Below are 20,722 nucleotides of genomic sequence, written 5' to 3'. Positions count from 1 at the left end.
AATCGCACTGGTGCGCCAGTTGCATCGCGTATTCGGCCGCGCACGGAACGTCGTGACGCTCTCCACAGGCGGACGAGCGCGGGGCGGAACCTTCGGCCTTGGGCCGGTATTAAGTTCCGCAAGCGAGTAGAACCGGGAGCAAGCAGGTAAACGGCAGTTCAGAAACAGATCCAGGTTGGCAAGTCCCGTTGGAGTGTACATCCATGAAGAGACGCCGCGCACGACTTGAACTGGTTGAAGACCGCACGTCCCGCATTCATCGCACACGCTTCGACGAAGAACGCAATCTCGCTCCCATCCAGCCGCTCACCGAACGCCAAGCCGAGTACCTCGACGCCCTCGCCCGCTCGCCGCAGGTCATCGTCCTGGGGCCCGCCGGCACCGGCAAGACCTTCATCGCCGGCACCCGCGCGGCGGACCAGCTCCGCCAGCGCCGGATCTCCAAAGTGGTCATCACCCGCCCGAACGTGCCCTCGGGCCGGTCGCTGGGCTACTTCCCCGGCACCCTGGAAGAGAAGATCGCCCCCTGGGTCGCCCCGCTCACCGAGGCCATGAAGGAGCGCATGGGCGCCGCCGCCTTCGAGATCGCCCTGAAGACCGGCGACATCGAGATCGTCCCCTTCGAGGTGATGCGCGGCCGAACCTTCAAGAACTGCCTCGTGATCCTCGACGAGGCGCAGAACACGACGATCAACGAGATCAAGATGTTCCTGACCCGGATCGGCGACGATTGCCAAGTCATCATCAACGGCGACGTCTCGCAGACGGACCTCCGCGAGACCTCGGGCCTGCGCACCGTCATGCACATGGTCAAGAGCCGGATGATGCCGATCCCCGTGGTGGAGTTCACCCGCAACGACATCGTCCGCTCCGGCATCTGCGCCGAGTGGGTGAAGGCGTTCGAGGAAACGAATCTCTAAATCGGAAGTTGATGGCGGCGGGTCCTCGCAGACCCGCCGTGCCGTCCCCCGGCACGAGACGACTCTCCGCACCTCCCTTTCGGGAGGATGAACCGGGCGCCGAGCCCGGCCTTCAGAGAACTGGAGTCTCCTCGTGAGGAAACTGACCTTCGCCTTCGCCGTGCTGGCCTCGCTCGGCGGCGCCGCCCTCGTCCAGCCGGCCTCGGCCGCCCCCACGATGCCCGGCGCCGTGTCGGCGCCCGACGCGGTGACGCATGTCCGGATGACTCCCATGGAGCGGCGCATGATGCATCGCCGCATGGAGCGCCGCATGATGCACCGCCGCATGGAGCGCCGGATGATGCATCACCGCATGCACCGCCGCATGCACCGCATGTGATTGAACGGCGGAGTGGGGTCTTCCGTCCCCGCTCCGCTCGCCCGGCCGGAACCGGGCGTTGCTCCCCGTTCCGAAGATTCCTATCTCGTCGTCTCGAATCGCGCCGTCAGGCGGCCGCCGCGGCAGCCGGCCGATCCGGGAGACCCCGATGCCCCCCTCCAATCGACTGTTCGACGACCTCGCCCGCCTCATGACGGACGCCGCCGGCGCCGCCCAGGGCGTCCGCCGCGAGGCCGAGACCGTGGTCCGGGCGCAGCTCGAGCGCGTCGTCCGCGACCTCGACATCGCCTCCCGCGAAGAGCTCGACGTGCTCCGCGACCTCGTGACCCAGCTCCAGGCGCAGAACGAGGCCCTGACGGCCCGCGTGGCGGCCCTGGAGGCGCGATCCGGGAGCGCCGGAGCGGGCGCCGCGGGCCTGAGCGAGGTGGTCTGAGTCTCCGCGGCAACGCCGCGGGCTTTTACACAGGAAGCGGCGTCGACGATCCGGTTTCCTGTTCACTGAATGTGACCTGCACTTTGTGTCGCGAGTCACGGCCGGTCTATAGTCGGGCATAGGGTGATTCGGGGGCTGCGGGGCGATGTCCGCAGAGCTTCGACAGTCGATCGCGTCACCGCCGGCCTAGATCTGCCGGTCGTTCCAGTTCTCGGAGTGTTCTCGCGCTCCGGTTTCGCGTCACCGCCACGTCGGGCCGGATCTCGTCCGGGTCGTCCTTTTGGATCGTCATGCCGCTTCTCAACGTCGACTTCCACGACCCGGACCGGAACGAGCATCCGCTCGACGTCGTCGAGCGGCTGGCCTCCCTGCGCGACTGGATCTTCGACCGGGCCGAGACCGACGAGATGTCGGTCACGAGCCCCGGTCGCTGGACCGACTACAACGTCGCCTTCACGTGGATCGAGGACGTCGAGGCGCTCCACGTCGCCTGCGCCTTCGACCTCAAGGTGCCGGAGCGGCAGCGCACCGAGGTGATGCGCCTGATCGCGCTGATCAACGAGCAGCTCTGGGTCGGCCATTTCGACCTCTGGACGACCGACAGCGTGGTGATGTTCCGGCACGCGCTCCTGCTGACCGGCGGCGCCGTCCCGACCCACCCGCAATGCGCCACGATGATGAAGACGGCGGTCGACGCCTGCGAGCGATACTTCCAGGCGTTCCAGTTCGTCCTCTGGGCCGGCAAGAGCGCCCGCGAGGCCCTCGACGCCGTCCTGTTCGAGACCGAAGGCGAGGCGTGACCGCCCCCGGCGCCTCCACGGCGCGGATGCCCGCCTCCCTGGTCCTGGCCGGGGCCGGCAAGATGGGCGGCGCGATGCTGGCGGGCTGGCTGGAGGCGGGCCTCGATCCCCGCCGCACCACCATCATCGACCCGGTACCCGTGCGCCCGATCGTGGATCTCTGCGCCGAGCGGGGCATCGCCCTGAACCCGTCCGATCCCGAGCCCGGCGACGTTCTGGTCCTCGGGATCAAGCCGCAGGGCCTGGACACGGCGGCCCCCGGGCTCGATCGGCTCATCGGCCGCGACACGCTCCTCGTCTCGATCCTGGCGGGCAAGACCGTCGCGGATCTCCGCGGCCGGCTGCCGCGGGCGCGGGCGATCGTCAGGGCGATGCCCAACCTGCCGGCGAGCATCGGCCGGGGCGCCACCGGTGCCTGTGCGAGCTCGGAGGTCACCCCCGCGCAGCGGGCGGCCGCCGAGGCCCTGTTCGCGGCCAACGGCGCCGTGGCGTGGCTCGCCGACGAGGCGCAGATCGACGCCGTGACGGCGGTCTCGGGCTCCGGACCGGCCTACGTCTTCCTCCTGGCCGAGACGCTGGCGGAGGCCGGCATCGCGGCCGGCCTGGAGCCCGACGTCGCCCGCCGCCTCGCCCGGGCGACCGTGGCGGGAGCCGGCGCGCTCCTCGATGCCAGCCCGGCCGAGGCGGCGGAGTTGCGCCGCAACGTCACGTCGCCCGGCGGCACCACCGCGGCGGCCCTCGACGTGCTGATGCGGGAGGACGGCCTCAGCGCGCTGATGCGCGAGGCCGTGGCCGCGGCCCGTCGGCGGGCGGGGGAACTGTCCGGCTGACATCGGGCGTTGGCATCAAGGGCTGACATCGGGCGGCGTCCGTGCGGCATGGCCGCGCGACGGACCTGCCCTTCGCGGCCCGCCCGCCTACATGAGGCCACACGACCGATCAGACCGGGCGACCGATCCATGACCGACAGCAAAGCCCCCTCGAAGCGGCCCCGCAAGGCCTCGAGCCCCGCCAAGGCGGGCGACGCGCAAGAAGGCGCTGCCCGAGAGACCGCTGCCCACGCGAGCGTCGCGCAGGAGAGCGACAAGACCGGGGCCGACGACTCGGGGACGCAGGGCGGGGCGCCGAAGCTGTCGCCCCGGGAGGCCGCCGTCGAGGCCCTGATGCGCCTCGCCGCCGAGCAGCCCTGGAACGACATCGAGGTCAGCGACATCGCCCGGGAGGCGAACCTGACGCTCGCCGAGCTGCGCGACCTGTTCCCGTCGAAGGGGGCGGTCCTCGGCGGGCTGACCCGCATCATCGACCGCAAGGTTCTGGAGGGCGATCTCACGGGTCTCGAGGAGGAGCCGACCCGCGAGCGGCTGTTCGACGTGCTGATGCGCCGCCTCGACGCCATGGAGCCCTACAAGCCGGCGCTGCGCCGGATCGCCTACGCGCTCCGGGGCGAGCCGCTCTCGATGCTGGCGCTGAACGGCGTGATGCTGAACTCGCACCGCTACATGCTGGCGGCGGCCGGGATCGACACCGAGGGGTCGCTCGGGCAGCTCAAGCTGCAGGGCGTGGTCATCGCCTTCGCCCGCGTGACCCAGGTCTGGCTGGACGACGACGATCCGGCGCTCGCCCGGACGATGGCGCGGCTCGATAAGGAGATCCGCAATGGCGAGCGCATCATGGAGCGGGCCGAGGACGTTCGCCGCCTGACGGCGCCCCTGCGCGCCATCGGCCGCTCGTTCCTGGACCGGCGGCCGCGCGAGCGGCGAAGCCGCGACGGCGACGGTGACGAGAGCGACCCCGCTGCCGCCATCTAGACCGGTCGCTCACGCGGCCTGGATGTCGCTGAGGAAGCTGTCGACCTCGCGCTTGACCGTCAGGGACTGCGTCGCCAGTTCGGCCGCCGCGCTCTGAACCTGCGCGGCGGCGCTCCCGGCCTCCCGGGCGGCGGCCAATACGCGCGCCACGTTGGCCGAGACGCCCTCCGTCCCCCGCGCCGCCTCGCCGGCATTGCGCGAGATCTCGCCGGTGGCCGCCGTCTGCTGCACCACCGTCGCCGCGATGGCGCCGCTGATCTCGTTCACGGAGGCGATCGTGCGGGCGATCTGCGCCATCGCCTCCGCGGCCTGCCCGGAGGCCGCCTGGATCGCGGCGATCTGGCCGCCGATCTCCTCGGTCGCCCGCGCCGTCTGGGCGGCGAGCTCCTTCACTTCGGAGGCCACGACGGCGAAGCCGCGTCCCGCCTCGCCGGCCCGCGCCGCCTCGATGGTGGCGTTGAGGGCGAGCAGGTTGGTCTGGTTCGCGATGCCGGAGATCATCATCACGGCGGCCCCGATCTGCTCGGCGGCGGCGTGCAGGCTCGCCATGGCGGCGTTGGTCGCCTCGGCCTCGTGGGCGGCGTGACCGGCCACCGCGTTTGAGCGCACGACCTGCCGCTCGATCTCCTGGAGCGAGGAGACCATCTCCTCGGCGGCGGCCGCGACGGTCTGGACGTTGGCCGAGGTCTGGGCGGCGGCCGAACTCGACGTCACGGCCTGGCTGTTGGTGTTGTCGGCCACCCGGGTCATCGCCTGCGCGGTCGCGTCGAGTTCGCTGGTCGCCGCCGTGACGATGTCGAGCGAGGCGGCGATCTTCGCCTGGAAGGCGTGGACGCGCTGCTCGACCCGCTCGGCCCGGCGCAGGCGGGCCTCCCGCTCGGCGGCCTGCGCCGCCTCGAGCTCCGCCCGCGCGACCGCGTTCTGGCGGAAGATGTCGACGGCCTTGGCCATCGCGCCCATCTCGTCGGCCGCGTCGCGGTACGGCACCACGACCTGCAGGTCGCCGCCGGCCAGCCGCGTCATCGCCTCCGTCATGCCGGCGACCGGCCGGATGATGCTGCGGGCCAGCACGAAGGCCAGGACGCCCCCGAGAAGGAGCGCCGCGGCGACGAGGCCGATCAGGACATACCGGGCCCGCCTCGCCGCCCGCGCGGTCTCCCGGGAAATCGTCTCCCCGGCGGCCACGATCCGGTCGCGCAGCGCGAGGCCGAGCCGTTCGATCGTGTCGGCGTGGGGCTTGATCCCGGTCTCGAACGTCGCCTTCGCCGACGCCACCGCCCGATCGTACGCGCGGAAGCCGGCCGCGGCGGCGATCAGCGCGTCGCGGACGGCCCTGACCTGCTGCCCGAAGACTGCGCCGCCCTGCGCGTCCTTGAACGCATCCAGGGCCGCCAGAGCCTGCTCGACCCGCTGCTCGAAGGCGTCGCGGTCATGGGCGTCCAGGCCGATCACGAAGCGGGCCGACGCGATGCGGGACCGCAGGACGGCGTTCTCGACGTGCTCGACCCGCGCGAGCATCGCCTCGCCGGCCCGGGCGCGCACGTCCGCGAGCAGGCTCGCGAGAAGGGTGGTGAGCGCGTTGCCGGTCTCGTAGAGCTTCGTCCTGGCCTCGCGCAGGCTCGCCCCCGACGCCGCGAGGCGTTCCAGCTCCGGCTTCATCGCGCGGGCGGCCTCCCGCACGTCGTCGTAGAGCTTCCGCCCCCCGTCCGTCATGGCCAGCGAGAAGTACCGGTCGCAGGTCTGCTCGATCGCCTGTCGGGCCTGCTCCATCGCGGCGATCAGGTCGGGATCCGGCTGGAGCCGGTACCGTTCGGCCGTCCCGACGAGGCGTGCGGCGTGACCGTCGATCATCAGGACCGATTGCGCCCCCCGCTCCACGCGCTCCTGAAGCGCGTGGTCCGCGCCGATGACAGCCTGCTGGTAGATCGCGAATGCGCCGATGATGCCCGTGATCATGACGAGCATCGCAAATCCCGCGTAGAGACGAGCGCGTATCCCAGTTCTCACAGACGTATCTTCCACAGAAGAGGCCAGACTTTCGGCCTTACGATAGACGATACGATCATGACAACATCGTGTCGCGCGATCAAGTTCAACTTGTATTATAGATGATAGACGACAATACTTAGAGACAGACCCGATATCTCGGGCGCTCGAGGTGACCAAACCTGCCGGGCTGCGCGCGCAAACGGCAATCGGTGCGTTCTCGTCGCGATGGATCAGTTCTGACGGCGCCTCCCGGTCCGCCCGGAAGCTTCGCCCTGCGCGTGTCCGCTGCCGAGCGGCGTCGAGACTTCCCGCGGTACACGCTCGCGCTGGATCACGCGGGCGATGCACTTGCATTGCGGCACGGTCCGGCCCGCGTTGCTGACATCGGGCAGGAAGACCCGCGCTACAGTTCCGACCTTCGGGGAGACATGGCGACGGCCTGAAGCGCGTCGGCCGCGATTCGATCGACGGGTCGCGCAGACCCTCGGCTCGCGGGCCGTCCGGGTCGATCAGGCCTCGCGCCGGAGTTCAGGCGGCGCGGCTCGCCAGCGCCTCGCGCATGGTCGTGGCGATCATCCCGTTCTGGAACTGGTCGCGCGGGACCAGCAGCGCGTCGGGCACGCGGACCGACGCCTCCGGCCCCATGGCGTCGACCGGGTCGCTGGCGAGGATGATGCGCAGGGCCGGGCGCAGGGCCCGGGCCTCGACGGCCAGCTGCGCGCAGCACAGGCCGCCCTGGAGCGCGGTATCGACCACCAGCACGTCCACCGGCAGGCCCAGGGCCAGCACCGTCATGGCATCGACGCCGCGGTCGCAGGCGGTGACCTGGTAGCCCAGCATCCGGACCTGGGCCGAGACCTCGTCGCGCCAGCGCTTGTGGCGGCCGACGACCAGAACCTGGATCCGGTAGCAGCTGCCCTGGGGAAGGCTGCTCGAGGCAGTCTCGTCGTCGGCTGGGGGCATTCCGCACTCGACTTCGCGCTGGCTTTGCGATGCAGCATGCTAAGCTGGGATGCAATCCACACGCAAGCCCGGCGCCGTCATCGCGCCGCATTCGGCGCCTCCGTTGCACAAAGGCGAAGCACTCCGGCGGCCTGATCATAGGCTGGGCACGGAGTTGACGCCGGCGGGGTCGCGCGGGCAACACCGGGCCGCCGCGGGACCTGAGCCGCGCGCTGCCGGAGCCCGAGCCGATGTCGTCCGCGAAAGCCCCTCCTGTCTCCCCGCTGGCGCCCACCGCGATGCCCGATCTGCCGCCCCTGCCGGGCGTGCGAATCGCGACCGCCCAGGCGGGGATCCGCTACAGCGGCCGCACCGACGTGCTCTACGTGGCGCTGGAGGCCGGGACCCGGGCAGCGGGGGTGTTCACCCGGTCGAAGTGTCCCTCGGCGCCGGTGGATTGGTGCCGCGACGCCCTGGCCGACGGGTCGGCGCGGGCGCTCGTGGTCAATTCCGGCAACGCCAACGCCTTCACGGGCCGGCTCGGGCGCGACGCGGTGGCGCGCACCGTCGAGATCGCCGCGGAGGCGGCGGGCTGCGGCGCGCGCGAGGTCTACGTCGCCTCGACCGGCGTGATCGGCGAGCCGCTCCCGGCGGAGCGGTTCGCGGGCGTGCTGGCGGACTGCGCGGCCCGCGCCGAGGACGGGCCGGCCGCCTGGACCGAGGCGGCCCGGGCGATCATGACCACCGACACCTTCCCGAAGCTCGCGACGCGCACGGCCGAGATCGACGGCGTGCGCGTGACGATCAACGGCATCGCCAAGGGCGCCGGCATGATCGCCCCCGACATGGCGACGATGCTGTCCTTCGTCTTCACCGACGCGGCCCTGCCGCAGGACGTGCTGCAGGCGCTCCTCTCGGCCGGGACGAAGACGAGCTTCAACTGCGTGACCGTGGACGGCGACACCTCCACCTCCGACACGCTGATGCTGTTCGCCACCGCCAGGGCCGGCAACCCGGCGATCAGCGATCCCGCCGACCCGCGCCTCGCCGGCTTCCGGGAGGCGCTCGACGACCTGCTGGTCGAGCTGGCCCAGCTCGTCGCCAAGGACGGCGAGGGCGCGCGCAAGTTCGTCACCGTGCGGGTCACCGGCGCCGAGAGCGACGCCTCCGCGCACCGCATCGCGATGTCGATCGCCAACTCGCCACTGGTGAAGACCGCGGTGGCCGGCGAGGACGCCAACTGGGGCCGTGTGGTGATGGCCGTGGGCAAGGCCGGCGAGCCCGCCGACCGCGACCGGCTCGCGATCTGGTTCGGCGACGTGCGGGTGGCGGTCCAGGGCGCCCGCGACCCCGATTACAGCGAGGCGGCGGCGAGCGCCGTGATGCGCGAGCCGGAGATCACGGTCCGGGTCGATCTCGGCCTGGGCGACGGCGCGGCCCGCGTCTGGACCTGCGACCTGACCAAGGCCTACGTCGAGATCAACGGGGATTACCGCTCGTGAGGGCGGTCCTGTCCGGCGCCCTCCTCGTCCTGAGCCTGGCGACCGCGGCGCGGGCCGACGACGCGGCGTGCAAGCGCCACATCAGCGTCGTCGGGCGCGCGTCGGAGACGCGGGCGCCGGACTTCGCCGAGGTGACGATCGGCATCGAGGCGCGCGGCGCGAGTGCGGCGGCCGCCCTCGACGCGGCCTCGAAGGCGGTGGCCGGGGTCTCGGCGCAGGCCCGCGCCCTCGGGGTCCCGCCCGCCGATCTCGGCACGGCCGCCGTCACCCTGCAGACCGCGACCCGCACCGTCGCCCGGCCGGGGGGCGCCGTCACCGAGGAGCCCGACGGCTACCGCGCCAGCAACCTCGTCACCGTCCGGCTCGCCGACATGGACCGCCTCGGCGACCTGCTCCGGCAGGCCCTCGAATCCGGCGCGAACAGAATCGACGGCGTGAGCTTCGGGCTGCGCGACCCGGACAAGAGCGAGGCGGCCCTCCAGGTGGCGGCGACACGGGACGCGCGGAGCCGCGCCGAGGCCCTCGCCGAGGCGGTCGGCGCCAAGCTCGGCCCGCTCTGCACGCTGAGCACAGCCGCGGCCGGCACGCCGTACCGCCCGGCGCTGGAGATGGCCCGCGCGGCGCCGATGGCCGCCAAGGGGCGGCGGGTGCCGCTGGAGGCGGGCACGATCCCGATGTCCTCCGAGGTCTCGGCCACCTTCGCGGTGGCGCAGTGAGCGCGCCCGTGAACGCCCCCGACGGCGCCCCCGCTGCCGCGCCCCTGCGCCTGCTCCTCGTGGTCGCCGTCGCCCTCGTCGACGTCGACGGCCGCGTCCTCGTGAGCGAGCGCCCGGCGGGCAAGCAGCTCGCCGGCCTGTGGGAGTTCCCAGGCGGCAAGGTCGAGCCCGGCGAGCGCCCCGAGCAGACGCTGATCCGCGAGCTGGCGGAGGAGCTCGGCATCCAGGTCGAGGAGCCGTGTCTCGCGCCGCTGACCTTCGCGAGCCACGCCTACCCGGACTTCCACCTGCTGATGCCGCTCTACATCTGCCGGCGCTGGACGGGGACGCCGCGCCCGATGGAGGGGCAGGCGCTCAAGTGGGTGCGCCCCAAGGCCCTGCGCGACCTCGCGATGCCGCCCGCCGACGCGCCGCTGATCCCGTTCCTGGTCGACCTGCTGGATTCCTGACGCCGTCGCGGGCCGCCCTCACAGGGTGAGGATCGCCTCGACGACCTCCTGCACGTCGAGCGCCTCCGCGAAGGTGGCGAGGTGGTGGGGCTCGCCGCGCGCCATGCAGACGACGCCCTCGAGCTGGCGCCGGAGGGTGATCGGCCGCAGCCGCTCGTTCGGGATCGCGTCGGGCTCCGGCTCGAAGCGCCCGTCGGCGCCCCGCCGCTCGGCGATGGCCCAGTCGCGCAGCCGGACGGCGCCCGCGTCGCCCTCCAGCGTCCACGTGTTGTGGTCGTCGGCCGCGACGCCCCCGACCCGGCCGGTCAGGGTGACGGGGATCGCGCCCGCCGTGAGCGTCACGTCGATCGCGCGCTCGGACCGGCCCGGCTCCGGGAAGGCGATCCGTCCGGCGAGAATCGCGAGCGGGCCGAGCTGGCGGCGGGCCAGGAACAGGAAGTGCGAGACCACCTCGCGGGTGAAGCCGCCCTCGCCGCGCGCGTCGAGCCAGCGGGCGGCGTCGGCCTGCCAGGGCCGGGGCCAGCGGGCGAATTCCACCGCGACGGTGAGCGCCCGGGGCGTGCCGACCGCGCCGGCCGCGATCCAGCGCTCGAGGGTGGCGACGCCCGGCGACGAGGCGAACGGGAAATTGACCGCGCCCGCGCCCCTCGCCTCCGCCACGAAGGCGCGGGCATCGGCGCGATCGATGGCCAGCGGCTTCTCGCAGAAGACGCTCCGGCCGGCGGCCAGGGCGGCGCGGGCGTAGCCGAGATGCGAGGCGGGCGGCGAGGCGACGTAGACGCAGTCGCTCGCCGCCACGACGGCGGCGGAATCGGCCACCCGCGGCACCGCCGGGAAGGCCGCGCCGATCCGGTCCAGGGCCGCCGGGGCCGGATCCCAGATCGCCGCGACCCGCACGGGCGAGTCCGCCGCCCCGTGGATCGCACCGAGCAGGCGCTCGGCCATGATTCCCGCGCCGATGATCCCGATGGTGAGCGGTGCGTCGGAGGTCGGCATGCGGGGATCCGTGCGGCTTCTGGCGTCTGACGGGCCGCGGGGCGCGGCCCGTCGCAGGCTTTAGGAGCCCGAACCGGCGTGGGGAAGGCCGCCGGTCAACCCGACCCGGGATCTCAGCCCTGGATGAAGGCGAGCAGGTCGGCGTTGAGCCGGTCCTTGTGGGTGGCGGCCAGCCCGTGCGGGGCGCCCGGATACTCCTTCAGCACGGCGCCCGGCACGAGCTTGACGGCGGCGCGCGCGGCGGCGTCGATCGGCACGATCTGGTCGTCGTCGCCGTGCACGAGCAGGGTCGGCACGTCGATGCGCTTCAGGTCCTCGGTGAAGTCGGTCTCCGAGAAGGCCGCCACGCAGGCGTGCACGTTCCGCAGGCCCGCCATCATGCCCTGCATCCAGAACGTGTCCCGCACGCCTTCGCTGACCGCGGCGCCGGGTCGGTTCGCGCCGTAGAACGGGCCGCTCAGGTCCTTGAAGAACTGGGACCGGTCGCGCAGGACCGAGTCGCGGATGCCGTCGAACACGTCCCGGGGCAGGCCGCCCGGATTCGCATCGGTCCGGACCATCTGGGGCGTCACGGCCCCGACCAGGACCGCCTTGGCGATGCGCGCCGTCCCGTGCCGCCCGATGGTGCGGGCGACCTCGCCGCCGCCGGTGGAGTGGCCGACCAGCACCGCGTCGCGCAGGTCGAGATGGGCGATCAGCCCGGCGAGGTCGTCCGCGAAGGTGTCCATGTCGTTGCCCGACCAGGGCTGCCCGGAGCGACCGTGCCCGCGCCGGTCATGGGCGATGACCCGGAACCCGCGCTCCGCGAGGAACAGCATCTGGTCCTCCCAGGCGTCGCCGTTGAGCGGCCAGCCGTGGCTGAAGACCACCGGCTGCCCGGCGCCCCAGTCCTTGTAGTAGATCTGGGTGCCGTCCTGCGCGGTGAAGTAGGGCATCGTGGTCTCCCGAGGGTCGAGAAGGCAGAGGGCGAGAAGCAGGGGTCGCGCGGACCGACGGACTGGTCAGTACCGGCCCTGCCGCGCGTCGAGGCTGAGCGGGCCGGCCCCGAAGGCCGCGACCTGAAGCAAGCCGCCGACCATGGCGAGGTTCTTCAGGAAGTGGAACATCTGGTTCTGGTCGCCGAGGGCCGCGTGGAAGGTCACCGCGGTGGCCACCGCGAAGAGCGCGAGGGCCAGGGCGACCAGCCGCGTGCGGTAGCCGGCGACGAGCAGCAGCCCGCCGACGACCTCCACGGAGGTCGCCGCCGCGTAGGCGAGCGGCGGCAGCGGCAGGTGGGCGGCCTCGATGGTGGCGAGCGTCGCGGCCGGGGCCGCGAGCTTGCCGGCGCCGCTCACGAGGAAGATCGCGCTCATCAGGATCCGGCCGGTCACCGGCAGCAGGGCGGTCGCGCTGGAAGAATAGATCGGGGGCTTCGTCGAACGCTCCGTCCTGTCGTGCGCGGCCGGCTCAGGCCGCTTCGGGAAGTGTGAGGCCGCGAAGCCAGTTCAGCGCCAAGCCGATATCGGCCTGCGACAGGCCGTGGCCCGTCGGCAGGATCCGGTGCTCGACGCGGGCTCCGGCCGCGGTGAGCTGCTGCGCGAGGCGCCGCGCGTTCTCGGCGGGCACGATCGGGTCCATCGCCCCGGAGAGGATCAGGACCGGCCGACCGGCGAGATCCGCGGCCGGGGGCTCGGCGAACGGCACCATCGGGCGGATCAGGACCGCGCCCGCCAGGGTCTCCGGCCGCAGCAGCAGCAGCGAGGCGGCGATGTTGGCGCCGTTCGAGAAGCCCAGCGCCACCGGCGTCCCGAGCCCGTACCGCGTCCGGGCGGCCGCCACGAAGGCCGCGAGGTCACCGGTGCGGCGGCGCAGGTCCGCCTCGTCGAAGACGCCCTCCGCCAGGCGCCGGAAGAATCGCGGCATGCCGTTCTCGCTGACGGCGCCGCGGGGCGCCAGCAGGGCGGCCTCCGGCGCGACCGTGCGGCCTAGGGGCAGGAGGTCGTTCTCGTCGCCACCGGTCCCGTGCAGGAGCAGCAGGGGACGGGCGGTGTCGGGACCGGGCTCGAAGCGGTGGATGAAGCCGGCGGTGTCCTGGGTCATGATGGCCTCACGGGTGACGGGGAGAGGTCCCGCCCCGCGCGGGCGCGGGGCGGGCGTGGAGGTCGCGGATCAGGCGAACTTCGGCAGCACGGCCTCGATCTCGGCCCGGTGCGGCTCCAGGCCGGCGGGGAGCTTGAGGGCCTGGCCGAGGGCCTCGACCGGCTCGTCGACCGCGAAGCCGGGCGCGTCGGTGGCGATCTCGAACAGCACGCCGCCGGGCTCGCGGAAGTAGATCGAGCGGAAGTACTGCCGGTCGCGCTGCTCGGTGACGTGGAGCCCCCGCGCCGCGAGCGCCCGGCCCATCGCGGCCTGCGCGGCGTCGTCCGCCGCCCGGAACGCGATGTGGTGGACCGAGCCCGCCCCCGGACGGCCGGGCAGGAACCCGCCGACGGCCCGCAGGGTGACGAGACCGCCGAGCTCGGCGCTGCCCGCGAAGCGGATCAGGTTGCCCTCGCGGCCGACCTCCTCCAGCCCGAGCACCTCCGTGAGGATCGCGGCGGTCGCCTCGGCCCTGTCGAGGAGGAGCGTGACGCCGTGCAGGCCGCGGATCGCGTGCTCGGCCGGCACCTCGCTCGACGCCCAGCCCTCCGCGTCGCCGACATCGACGCCCACCAGCGCGAGCATCATGCCGTCCGGGTCGCGGAAGCGCAGCGTCGGCGCGCCGAAGACCTGGACCAGCGGCTCGTGGGCGACGCCCTTCTCGATGAGCCGGTGGGTCCACCAGCCGATGGAAGCGCGGGGAACCCGGAAGGCCGTCTCCTGGGTCTCGCCGATCCCGACCCGGCCGGGCGCGGCGTGCTCGACGGGGAAGAAGGTCAGGATCGTGCCGGGCCGGCCGGCCGCGTCGCCGTAGTACAGGTGGTAGGTGCCCGGATCGTCGAAATTGACGGTCTTCTTCACCAGACGCAGCCCGAGGATTCGGGTGTGGAAGTCGAGGTTGCGCAGGGCCGGCCCGGAGAAGGCCGTGACGTGGTGGAGGCCGGTCTGAACCATGGCGATGTCTCCCGACGGAAGGCCGCGGCGGGCGGCCTGTTGCGATGACGGGAATGTGCCCCTTGCCATGGGCGGCGAAAATAGAAACGGTGGAAACCTATCGTTTCCGGATCTGATCGATGAGACTGCCCGATTTCGAGGCCTGGGCCGTGTTCGCCAAGGTGGTGGAGACCGGCTCCTTCGGCCGCGCCGCCGCGGAGCTCGGTCTGTCGAAGGCCACGGTCTCGAAGGCGGTGAGCCGGCTCGAACTGCGGATCGGCGCCCGCCTGTTCAACCGCACGTCGCGGAAGCTAGCCCTCACCGAGGCCGGGCAGGCCGCCAAGGACGGTGCCGCGCGCATCCTCGCCGAGGGCGAGGCCGCGGAGGCGCTGGCGACGGCGGGCGCCGCGGAGCCGCGCGGGCTGGTGCGGCTCGCGGCGCCGATGACCTTCGGGGTGATGCATGTGGCCCCGATCCTGCCGGCCTTCCTCCGGGACTACCCGGCCGTGTCGGTGGATCTCCACCTGTCGGATGCGGTCGTCGACCTCGTCGGCGGCGGGTTCGACATCGGGCTGCGCATCGCGGCCCTGCCCGATTCCTCCCTGCGCGCGCGCCGGCTCTGCGAGATCCGGCGCTCGCTGGTCGCCACGCCCGCCTATCTCGACCGGCACGGCCGGCCCGAGCACCCGGACGACCTCGTCCACCACACCTGCCTCGGCTACGCCTACCTGCCGACGCCGGACCGCTGGCGCTTCGTGGACCGGAGCGGCGCGGAGGCCGTCGTGGTGCCGGCGGGCCAGCTCCGGGCGAACAACGCCGAGGCGCTGGCGCCGGCGCTGCGGGCCGGCCTCGGCCTCGCCCTGCAGCCCGACTTCATGATCTGGGACGACCTCGAAGCCGGGCGTCTCGAGCGGGTGCTGCCGGCCTGGTCGCCGCCGCCGATCGCCCTGCACCTCGTCACGCCGCCGGGCGATCCGCGGCCGGCGCGGGTGACGGCGCTGATCGCCCATCTCGCCCAGACCCTCGGCCAGGCGCCCTGGGCCGCGCCACCGCCGCGAGGCCACGCGGCGGACCGGTGAGTCCCGCGCCGGCGCGCGCGATCCGGGCGCGTCATTCACTTGGATCAATGCCGTCTACGCGAACCTGCGTTACCGGCGAGCACCGTGCCTCCGAAGACGGCCTGCTCCTTGCTGGTGCATCTGTCGGAGAACGGCCGCGACTTGCCGCGTGGCCAGGAATCTCGGCCAAGCAAACTTCAAGTTTATCCAGGACAATCTGGCATTGGACAGCGGCGCATTTTCCGGGCAGTAAGGCGCCTTGTATACATGTATACGATTCTGTTGAGGCGTCGATGTCCCCTTTGGTTCCCGGACGCCCCGCACCCGACCGGTTGCGGCACAAGACTGTGGCGGCGGCCGTGGCGGACTCGCTCCGCGAGCAGATCCTGAACGGTGAACTGCCGCCGGGGGTGCAGCTGCGCCAGGACGCCCTGGCGGAGGAGTTCGGGATCAGCCGGATCCCGGTGCGCGAGGCCCTGCTCCAGCTGGAAGCCAGCAAGCTCGTGCGGATCGTGCCGCATCGCGGGGCGGTCGTGACGGGCCTCTCGCTGCAGGAGGTGGAAGACATCTTCCAGCTGCGCGTCCAGCTCGAGCCGGAACTGCTCCTGCTCTCAGCCCCGCACCTGACCCGCGACGACATCCGCGATCTCGACGCCCTCTCGAAGGAGTACGGCGCGGCGCTGGAGACCGGTCAGGTCCTCCGGTGGGGCGACCTGAACAGCCGCTTCCACCTCGACCTGATCCGGCACGCCGGCCGGCCGCGGTCGCTGGCGATCGTCTCCGCGCTGCTGCAGGATTGCGAGCGGCCGACGCGGCTGCAGATCGCGACCTCCGAGGACGCGACCCGCGCAGTCAGCGAGCACGCGCAGATCCTGGCCCTGTGCGAGGACCGCACGTTCGAGGCGGCGGCCGCGTGCCTGCGGCGCCACATCGAGCATGTCGGCGCCTCGCTCATCGCCCTCTACCGGGGGGCGCTCGCCGAGGCCTGATCGGCCGCGAGGCGGCTCAGTCCGGCTTGGCCGACCGGCCGCCGATCCGGCCCGGCAGGCGGGTCAGGCGATCCTTCATCTCGAGGACCTTCTGGACCTTCGAGCCGAGCGTCAGGAGCTGGACGAGGCGCTCGGTGTCGAGGCGGCGCACGTCCGCGTACCAGCCGGCGAACAGCTCGAAGAGGTCGTGCATCTCCCGCAGGCGCGCCTGGGCGTGCCGCTCCTCCTCGGTCGCCGGCTCCTGCATCAGGAGTTCGCGCAGGAGGGTCAAGGTCGGGTCGACCTCGCGCTTCTTGCGCTCCTCGACCAGCGTGCGGACGATCTGCCAGATGTCCTCGGGCGTCGTGAAGTAGTCGCGCCGGTCGCCGGGCCGGTGCTGGAGCCGGACAAGGTTCCAGGCCTGGAGCTCCTTCAGGCCCATGCTGACGTTGGAGCGCGACACGCCGAGCCGCTCGACGATCTCGTCGGCGTTGAGCGGCCGCTCGGCCACGAACAGCAGGGCGTAGATCTGCCCCACGGTCCGGTTGATGCCCCAGCGCGAGCCCATCTCGCCGAAATGCAGCACGAAGGTCTGGACGAGCGGGGGCAGCTGCACGACAGGGATCCGACGCGGCGAGAGGTCAGGCGGGCGCCCCCCGGTCTATCAGCTCTTGAGCCAATACCGGAGGACCGTCGCGACGAAGCCGAGGCCGACGATGCTGGAAGCCCAGAGCCCCGCGAACCACGCGAGACGCTTCCAGAGGGGCTGTGATGCTGCGGGTGCCATCAGTGATATCCGTGCGCGTCCACCTTGCCGCGGAAGACCCAATACGCGTAGGCGGTGTAGGACAGGATGATCGGGATCAAAACCGAGGCGCCGGCGAGCAGGAAGATCTGGCTCGCCTCGGGGGCGGCCGCCTGCCAGATCGTGATCCGGCCCGGCACGATGTCGGGGAAGATGCTGATGCCGAGCCCCAGGAAGGTCAGGGCGAACAGCCCCAGCGCGATCAGGAAGGGCGCCCGCTCGGCGCCGCCCCGCAGGGTGCGCCACAGGGCGTAGGCCGCGAGCGCCACGAGCAGCGGCACCTGCGCGGTGACGAGCACGTTCGGCATCGCCAGCCAGCGCTCGTAGTAGCGGCCCTGGAGGAACGGCGTCACCGCGCTGACGAGGGCGATGGCCGCCACCGTCGCCGCGGTGAGGCGCAGGGCCAGGCGCCGGGCCCGCAGCTGGAGCAGGCCCTCGGTGCGCATCACCAGCCACGTCGCCCCGAGCAGCGCGTAGGCGACGACCAGGCTCGCTCCGACGAGGAGGCTGAAGGGCGTGAGCCAGTCCCACCAGCCGCCGGCATAGGCCCGCCCCTCGACCGCGATGCCTTGCAGGAGCGCGCCCAGCGTGATGCCCTGGGCGAGGGCCGCCACCAGCGAGCCGCCCGCGAAGGCCACGTCCCAGGCGGCGCGGTGGCGGGGGTCGCGCCAGCGGAACTCGAAGGCGACGCCGCGGAAGATCAGCCCGAGCAGCATCGCGATGATCGGCGCGTAGAGCGCCGGCAGGATCACCGCGTAGGCCAGCGGGAAGACGGCGAACAGGCCGCCGCCGCCCAGCACCAGCCAGGTCTCGTTGCCGTCCCAGACCGGCGCGACCGAGTTCATGGCGGTGTCGCGCTCCGCGCCCGGCGGCAGGACCGGGAACAGGAGGCCGATGCCGAGGTCGAAGCCGTCCATGACGATGTAGGCGAAGACCGCGAAGGCGATCACGAGCGCCCAGACCACCGTGAGATCGACGCTGTAGGCCATGGGTCCCTCACTCGGCCGGCTGGAGGTGGCGGTCGGGATCGATCGCCGGGGCGGGCGTGATGCCCGCCGTCCGGATCGGCGCGCCGGGCTCGATCCCGCTCTCGCCGGCATGCGGGGGCTGGCCCATCAGGCGCAGCATGTAGCCGGTGCCCATGGCGAAGACCGCGAAGTAGATCACCACGAAGGCGGTGAGCGAGGCCGCCACCGCCGGCGCGTGCAGCGGCGAGGCCGACTGCGCCGTGCGCAGCAGTCCGTAGACCGTGTAGGGCTGGCGCCCGACCTCAGTGGTGATCCAGCCGGCCAGCACCGCCACGAAGCCCGCCGGGCCCATGGCCACCGCGAACCGGTGCAGGGGGCGCCACGCGTAGAGGGCGCCGCGCCAGCGGGCGAGGAGGCTGAGCGCGCCCAGGAGCAGCATCAGCATGCCGAGGCCGACCATGATGCGGAACGACCAGAACACGATCGGCACCGGCGGCCATTCCGACCGCGGCAGGCTGTCGAGCCCCTTCAGGGGCGCGTCGAGGGCGTGCTTCAGCACCAGCGAGGACAGCTTCGGGATCTCGACCGCGTAGCGCACGGTGCCGGCCTCCTGGTCGGGCAGGCCGAACAGCACCAGCGGCGCGCCGTCCGGGTGACTCTGGAAGTGCCCCTCCATGGCCATGACCTTGGCGGGCTGGTGCTCCAGCGTGTTGAGGCCGTGCGCGTCGCCCGCGAGGATCTGGACCGGCGCGACCAGGGCGGCCATCCACATCGCCATCGAGAACATCGTCCGGGCCGCCGGGTTGGCCCGGTCGCGCAGCAGGTGCCACGCGCCGACCGCGCCCACCACCAGCGCCGTCGTCAGGTAGGCGGCCAGGACCATGTGCACGAGGCGGTACGGGAAGGACGGGTTGAACACGATCGCCCACCAGTCCAGCGGCACGAACTGGCCCTCGGCATTCGTGCCGTAGCCCGCCGGCGTCTGCATCCACGAGTTCACCGCCAGGATCCAGAACGCCGAGAAGCAGGTCCCGACCGCCACCATCAGCGTCGCCGCGAAGTGCAGCCGCGGCCCGACCTTGCGCATCCCGAACAGCATCACGCCGAGGAAGCCCGCCTCCAGGAAGAAGGCCGAGAGCACCTCGTAGGCCATCATCGGCCCCAGCACCGGGCCGGTCTTGTCGGAGAAGACCGACCAGTTCGTGCCGAACTGGTAGGACATCACCAGGCCGGACACGACGCCCATCGCGAAGGCGATGGCGAAGATCTTCAGCCAGTACTTGAACAGATCCATGAAGACCTGGCGCCCGGTGGCGAGCCAGAGCCCCTCCAGGACGGCGAGGAAGCTCGCGAGGCCGATCGAGAAGGCCGGGAACACGATGTGGAAGGCCACCGTGAACCCGAACTGCATGCGGGCGAGGATGAGGGGATCGAGGTTGGCGAGCACGTCGTGCCTCCGGCTCTGTGCGCGACTCGGCGTATAGCAATTTCAGAAATTTCTGAAAAGTCAAAACATCCTGTGTCGCCAGTGCGGCGCCCCGGTCATGCGCCGGCGTCCGGGGTCGATCCGGCCTCGGGGTCTGGACGTCCGCACCCGAACGCGTCAGGGTCGCCGGATTCCTCACAGGTCGGGACCACGCGGGCCCCTGGACGCGCGCCGCGCGACGGGACGCCGCGTCCCGACGCACGGAGAGCACGCGCCGCCATGGCCGACACCCTCGTCTCCGCCGCGCCCGTCGATCTCGCCGCCGCGCTGTCGGCGCGCATCCGCGGCATCGGCACGAGCCAGATCGGCCTCGTGGCGGATCGCGGGCGGGACGACCCGGAGGTAGTGAAGCTGTGGATCGGCGAGGGCGACCTGCCGACGCCGCCCTTCATCGTCGAGGCCGCGCACCGGGCGATGCTCGACGGGCACACCCGCTACACCACGTCGCTGGGGCTGCCGGCGCTGCGGGCGGCGCTCGGCGCCTACCACGCCCGCCACTGGGGCGTGGAGATCCCGCCGGACCGGTTCGGCGTCACGGCGGGCGGCATGAACGCGATCATGCAGGCGGCCCAGGTGCTGCTGGAGCCGGGCGACGAGATGATCATCCCCTCCCCGGCCTGGCCCAATCTCGGCGAGGCGGTCCGCATCGCCGGCGGCGTGCCCGTGACGGTGCCGTACCGCCGCCTGCCGGACGGGCGCTTCGCGCTGCCGCTCGCCGACATCGCGGCGGCGATCACGCCGCGCACCCGGGTGATCATGGTGAACTCGCCCTCGAACCCGACGGGCTGGACCATGCCGCTGGCCGAGATGACGGCCCTGCGCGACCTCGCCCGGGAGCGCGGCCTCTGGATCCTCTCGGACGAGGTCTATGCCCACTTCACCTACGGCAACCGGATCGCGCCGTCCTTCCTGCAGATCTGCACGGAGGACGACCGGCTGATCGTGACCAACACCTTCTCGAAGAACTGGGCGATGACCGGCTGGCGGGCCGGCTGGGTGATCTATCCCCGCGGCCTCGCCCCGACCTTCGCCAAGCTCGGGCAGTACAGCACCACCTCGATCCCGACCTTCGTCCAGCACGCCTGCATCGCGGCCCTCGAGGAGGGCGACGGCTTCATCCGCACGATGGTGGACCGCTGCGCCGAGGCCCGGGCGATCCTGGTGGAGGGGCTGTCGCGCCTGCCGGGCGTCACGGTCGCGCCGCCGGACGGGGCGTTCTACCTCATGGCCCGGATGGGCGGCGACGAGCCGAGTCTCGACCTGGCGCTGCGTCTGCTGCGAGAGGCCAAGGTCGGCGTGGCGCCCGGCACCGCCTTCGGACCCGAGGGCGAGGGCCTGGTGCGGATGTGCTTCGCCATCAGCCCGGACCTGGCGCGGGAGGCGGTGCGCCGGCTCGCGGGCGTGCTCGGGACCCGGGCGCCGGCCGCGGCGGCGCACTGAGTCGGGCGGGGG

23 protein-coding genes are annotated in these 20,722 nt (G+C 72.3%); 12 read left to right on the top strand and 11 right to left on the bottom strand.

Translation table 11 applies throughout. From position 1 onward, the window contains the following. Positions 1-203 precede the first annotated feature (203 nt). The 6 genes from ACLBYB_RS06065 (at position 204) to ACLBYB_RS06040 (ending at position 4,340) form a co-directional block, all read left to right on the top strand. Positions 204-920 (top strand): PhoH family protein, encoded by a 717-nt coding sequence (locus ACLBYB_RS06065; protein ID WP_447698240.1) that lies wholly within the window; start codon positions 204-206, stop codon positions 918-920. A gap of 133 nt (positions 921-1,053) precedes the next feature. After that, entirely contained in the window at positions 1,054-1,299 is a 246-nt protein-coding gene (locus ACLBYB_RS06060) for a hypothetical protein (RefSeq protein ID WP_447698239.1), read from the top strand. Positions 1,300-1,447: 148 nt separating this feature from the next. Then, positions 1,448-1,732, top strand: coding sequence for an accessory factor UbiK family protein (locus ACLBYB_RS06055; RefSeq protein ID WP_020090941.1), 285 nt, complete (start codon positions 1,448-1,450; stop codon positions 1,730-1,732). 290 nt (positions 1,733-2,022) lie between these two features. After that, positions 2,023-2,532, top strand: coding sequence for a type III secretion system chaperone family protein (locus ACLBYB_RS06050; RefSeq protein ID WP_020090942.1), 510 nt, complete (start codon positions 2,023-2,025; stop codon positions 2,530-2,532). A 26-nt stretch (positions 2,533-2,558) separates the two neighbouring features. Continuing rightward, positions 2,559-3,362 carry a pyrroline-5-carboxylate reductase gene (gene proC / locus ACLBYB_RS06045; RefSeq protein WP_091926573.1) on the top strand — a complete coding sequence of 268 codons (804 nt, stop codon included), beginning with the start codon at positions 2,559-2,561 and terminating at the stop codon, positions 3,360-3,362. Between the two features lie 129 nt (positions 3,363-3,491). Then, positions 3,492-4,340, top strand: coding sequence for a TetR/AcrR family transcriptional regulator (locus tag ACLBYB_RS06040; protein ID WP_447698238.1), 849 nt, complete (start codon positions 3,492-3,494; stop codon positions 4,338-4,340). A 9-nt stretch (positions 4,341-4,349) separates the two neighbouring features. Here ACLBYB_RS06040 and ACLBYB_RS06035 read toward each other — a convergent pair whose 3' ends face one another. Further along, positions 4,350-6,296, bottom strand: coding sequence for a methyl-accepting chemotaxis protein (locus tag ACLBYB_RS06035; RefSeq protein WP_447698559.1), 1,947 nt, complete (start codon positions 6,294-6,296; stop codon positions 4,350-4,352). A 561-nt stretch (positions 6,297-6,857) separates the two neighbouring features. Further along, a complete protein-coding gene (locus ACLBYB_RS06030; protein ID WP_020090945.1) occupies positions 6,858-7,292 on the bottom strand; it encodes a histidine kinase in 435 nt (144 codons plus the stop codon). A 230-nt stretch (positions 7,293-7,522) separates the two neighbouring features. Between ACLBYB_RS06030 and argJ the strand changes: the two genes are divergently transcribed. The 3 genes from argJ to ACLBYB_RS06015 are packed head-to-tail and all read left to right on the top strand — an operon-like array spanning position 7,523 to position 9,938. After that, positions 7,523-8,773 carry a bifunctional glutamate N-acetyltransferase/amino-acid acetyltransferase ArgJ gene (gene argJ, locus ACLBYB_RS06025; RefSeq protein ID WP_447698237.1) on the top strand — a complete coding sequence of 417 codons (1,251 nt, stop codon included), beginning with the start codon at positions 7,523-7,525 and terminating at the stop codon, positions 8,771-8,773. Then, positions 8,770-9,489 carry an SIMPL domain-containing protein gene (locus tag ACLBYB_RS06020; RefSeq protein ID WP_447698236.1) on the top strand — a complete coding sequence of 240 codons (720 nt, stop codon included), beginning with the start codon at positions 8,770-8,772 and terminating at the stop codon, positions 9,487-9,489. Before argJ ends, ACLBYB_RS06020 begins: the two co-directional genes overlap by 4 nt. Before the next feature lie 8 nt (positions 9,490-9,497). Then, on the top strand, positions 9,498-9,938 hold the full coding sequence (locus tag ACLBYB_RS06015; RefSeq protein ID WP_447698235.1) for a (deoxy)nucleoside triphosphate pyrophosphohydrolase: 441 nt from the start codon (positions 9,498-9,500) through the stop codon (positions 9,936-9,938). An 18-nt stretch (positions 9,939-9,956) separates the two neighbouring features. Here ACLBYB_RS06015 and ACLBYB_RS06010 read toward each other — a convergent pair whose 3' ends face one another. The 5 genes from ACLBYB_RS06010 to ACLBYB_RS05990 all read right to left on the bottom strand — a co-directional run bounded on the left by ACLBYB_RS06010 (position 9,957) and on the right by ACLBYB_RS05990 (position 14,006). Beyond that, positions 9,957-10,934: a Gfo/Idh/MocA family protein gene (locus ACLBYB_RS06010; protein ID WP_447698234.1), complete on the bottom strand. Its 978-nt coding sequence runs from the start codon at positions 10,932-10,934 to the stop codon at positions 9,957-9,959. Positions 10,935-11,047: 113 nt separating this feature from the next. Beyond that, the gene (locus ACLBYB_RS06005; RefSeq protein WP_447698233.1) at positions 11,048-11,869 is read right to left on the bottom strand and encodes an alpha/beta fold hydrolase; all 822 of its coding nucleotides are present in this window, start codon (positions 11,867-11,869) and stop codon (positions 11,048-11,050) included. A gap of 66 nt (positions 11,870-11,935) precedes the next feature. Next, a complete protein-coding gene (locus ACLBYB_RS06000) occupies positions 11,936-12,337 on the bottom strand; it encodes a DoxX family protein (protein WP_447698558.1) in 402 nt (133 codons plus the stop codon). Positions 12,338-12,380: 43 nt separating this feature from the next. Continuing rightward, the gene (locus tag ACLBYB_RS05995) at positions 12,381-13,013 is read right to left on the bottom strand and encodes an alpha/beta hydrolase (RefSeq protein WP_091676133.1); all 633 of its coding nucleotides are present in this window, start codon (positions 13,011-13,013) and stop codon (positions 12,381-12,383) included. Positions 13,014-13,082: 69 nt separating this feature from the next. Further along, positions 13,083-14,006: a ring-cleaving dioxygenase gene (locus ACLBYB_RS05990; RefSeq protein ID WP_447698232.1), complete on the bottom strand. Its 924-nt coding sequence runs from the start codon at positions 14,004-14,006 to the stop codon at positions 13,083-13,085. Positions 14,007-14,125: 119 nt separating this feature from the next. On the opposite strand from ACLBYB_RS05990, the gene ACLBYB_RS05985 reads away from it, so the two are divergent. Together ACLBYB_RS05985 and ACLBYB_RS05980 are read left to right on the top strand one after the other, a co-directional pair. Beyond that, the gene (locus tag ACLBYB_RS05985) at positions 14,126-15,064 is read left to right on the top strand and encodes a LysR family transcriptional regulator (RefSeq protein ID WP_447698231.1); all 939 of its coding nucleotides are present in this window, start codon (positions 14,126-14,128) and stop codon (positions 15,062-15,064) included. A gap of 272 nt (positions 15,065-15,336) precedes the next feature. Next, entirely contained in the window at positions 15,337-16,032 is a 696-nt protein-coding gene (locus tag ACLBYB_RS05980) for a GntR family transcriptional regulator (RefSeq protein WP_447698230.1), read from the top strand. 16 nt (positions 16,033-16,048) lie between these two features. Here ACLBYB_RS05980 and ACLBYB_RS05975 read toward each other — a convergent pair whose 3' ends face one another. The 4 genes from ACLBYB_RS05975 to ACLBYB_RS05960 are packed head-to-tail and all read right to left on the bottom strand — an operon-like array spanning position 16,049 to position 19,231. Then, positions 16,049-16,627 (bottom strand): GbsR/MarR family transcriptional regulator, encoded by a 579-nt coding sequence (locus tag ACLBYB_RS05975; RefSeq protein WP_100251599.1) that lies wholly within the window; start codon positions 16,625-16,627, stop codon positions 16,049-16,051. Between the two features lie 48 nt (positions 16,628-16,675). Beyond that, positions 16,676-16,798, bottom strand: a complete 123-nt coding sequence (locus ACLBYB_RS05970) for a DUF2474 family protein (protein WP_020090957.1) — start codon at positions 16,796-16,798, stop codon at positions 16,676-16,678. Continuing rightward, positions 16,798-17,805, bottom strand: coding sequence for a cytochrome d ubiquinol oxidase subunit II (cydB, locus tag ACLBYB_RS05965; RefSeq protein ID WP_447698229.1), 1,008 nt, complete (start codon positions 17,803-17,805; stop codon positions 16,798-16,800). The genes ACLBYB_RS05970 and cydB overlap by 1 nt, the downstream gene beginning before the upstream one ends. Positions 17,806-17,812: 7 nt before the next feature. Beyond that, the gene (locus tag ACLBYB_RS05960; protein WP_447698228.1) at positions 17,813-19,231 is read right to left on the bottom strand and encodes a cytochrome ubiquinol oxidase subunit I; all 1,419 of its coding nucleotides are present in this window, start codon (positions 19,229-19,231) and stop codon (positions 17,813-17,815) included. A 258-nt stretch (positions 19,232-19,489) separates the two neighbouring features. Here ACLBYB_RS05960 and ACLBYB_RS05955 point away from each other — a divergent pair, with 258 nt between their 5' ends. After that, complete coding sequence (locus tag ACLBYB_RS05955; protein ID WP_091977879.1) at positions 19,490-20,710, top strand: pyridoxal phosphate-dependent aminotransferase; 1,221 nt, start codon at positions 19,490-19,492, stop codon at positions 20,708-20,710. Positions 20,711-20,722: the final 12 nt, after the last annotated feature.

The sequence above is a fragment of the Methylobacterium sp. D54C genome, from assembly GCF_053345595.1.
The sequence above is the reverse complement of the archived record's forward strand: the minus strand, read 5'-3'. Positions and strand labels throughout refer to the sequence as shown.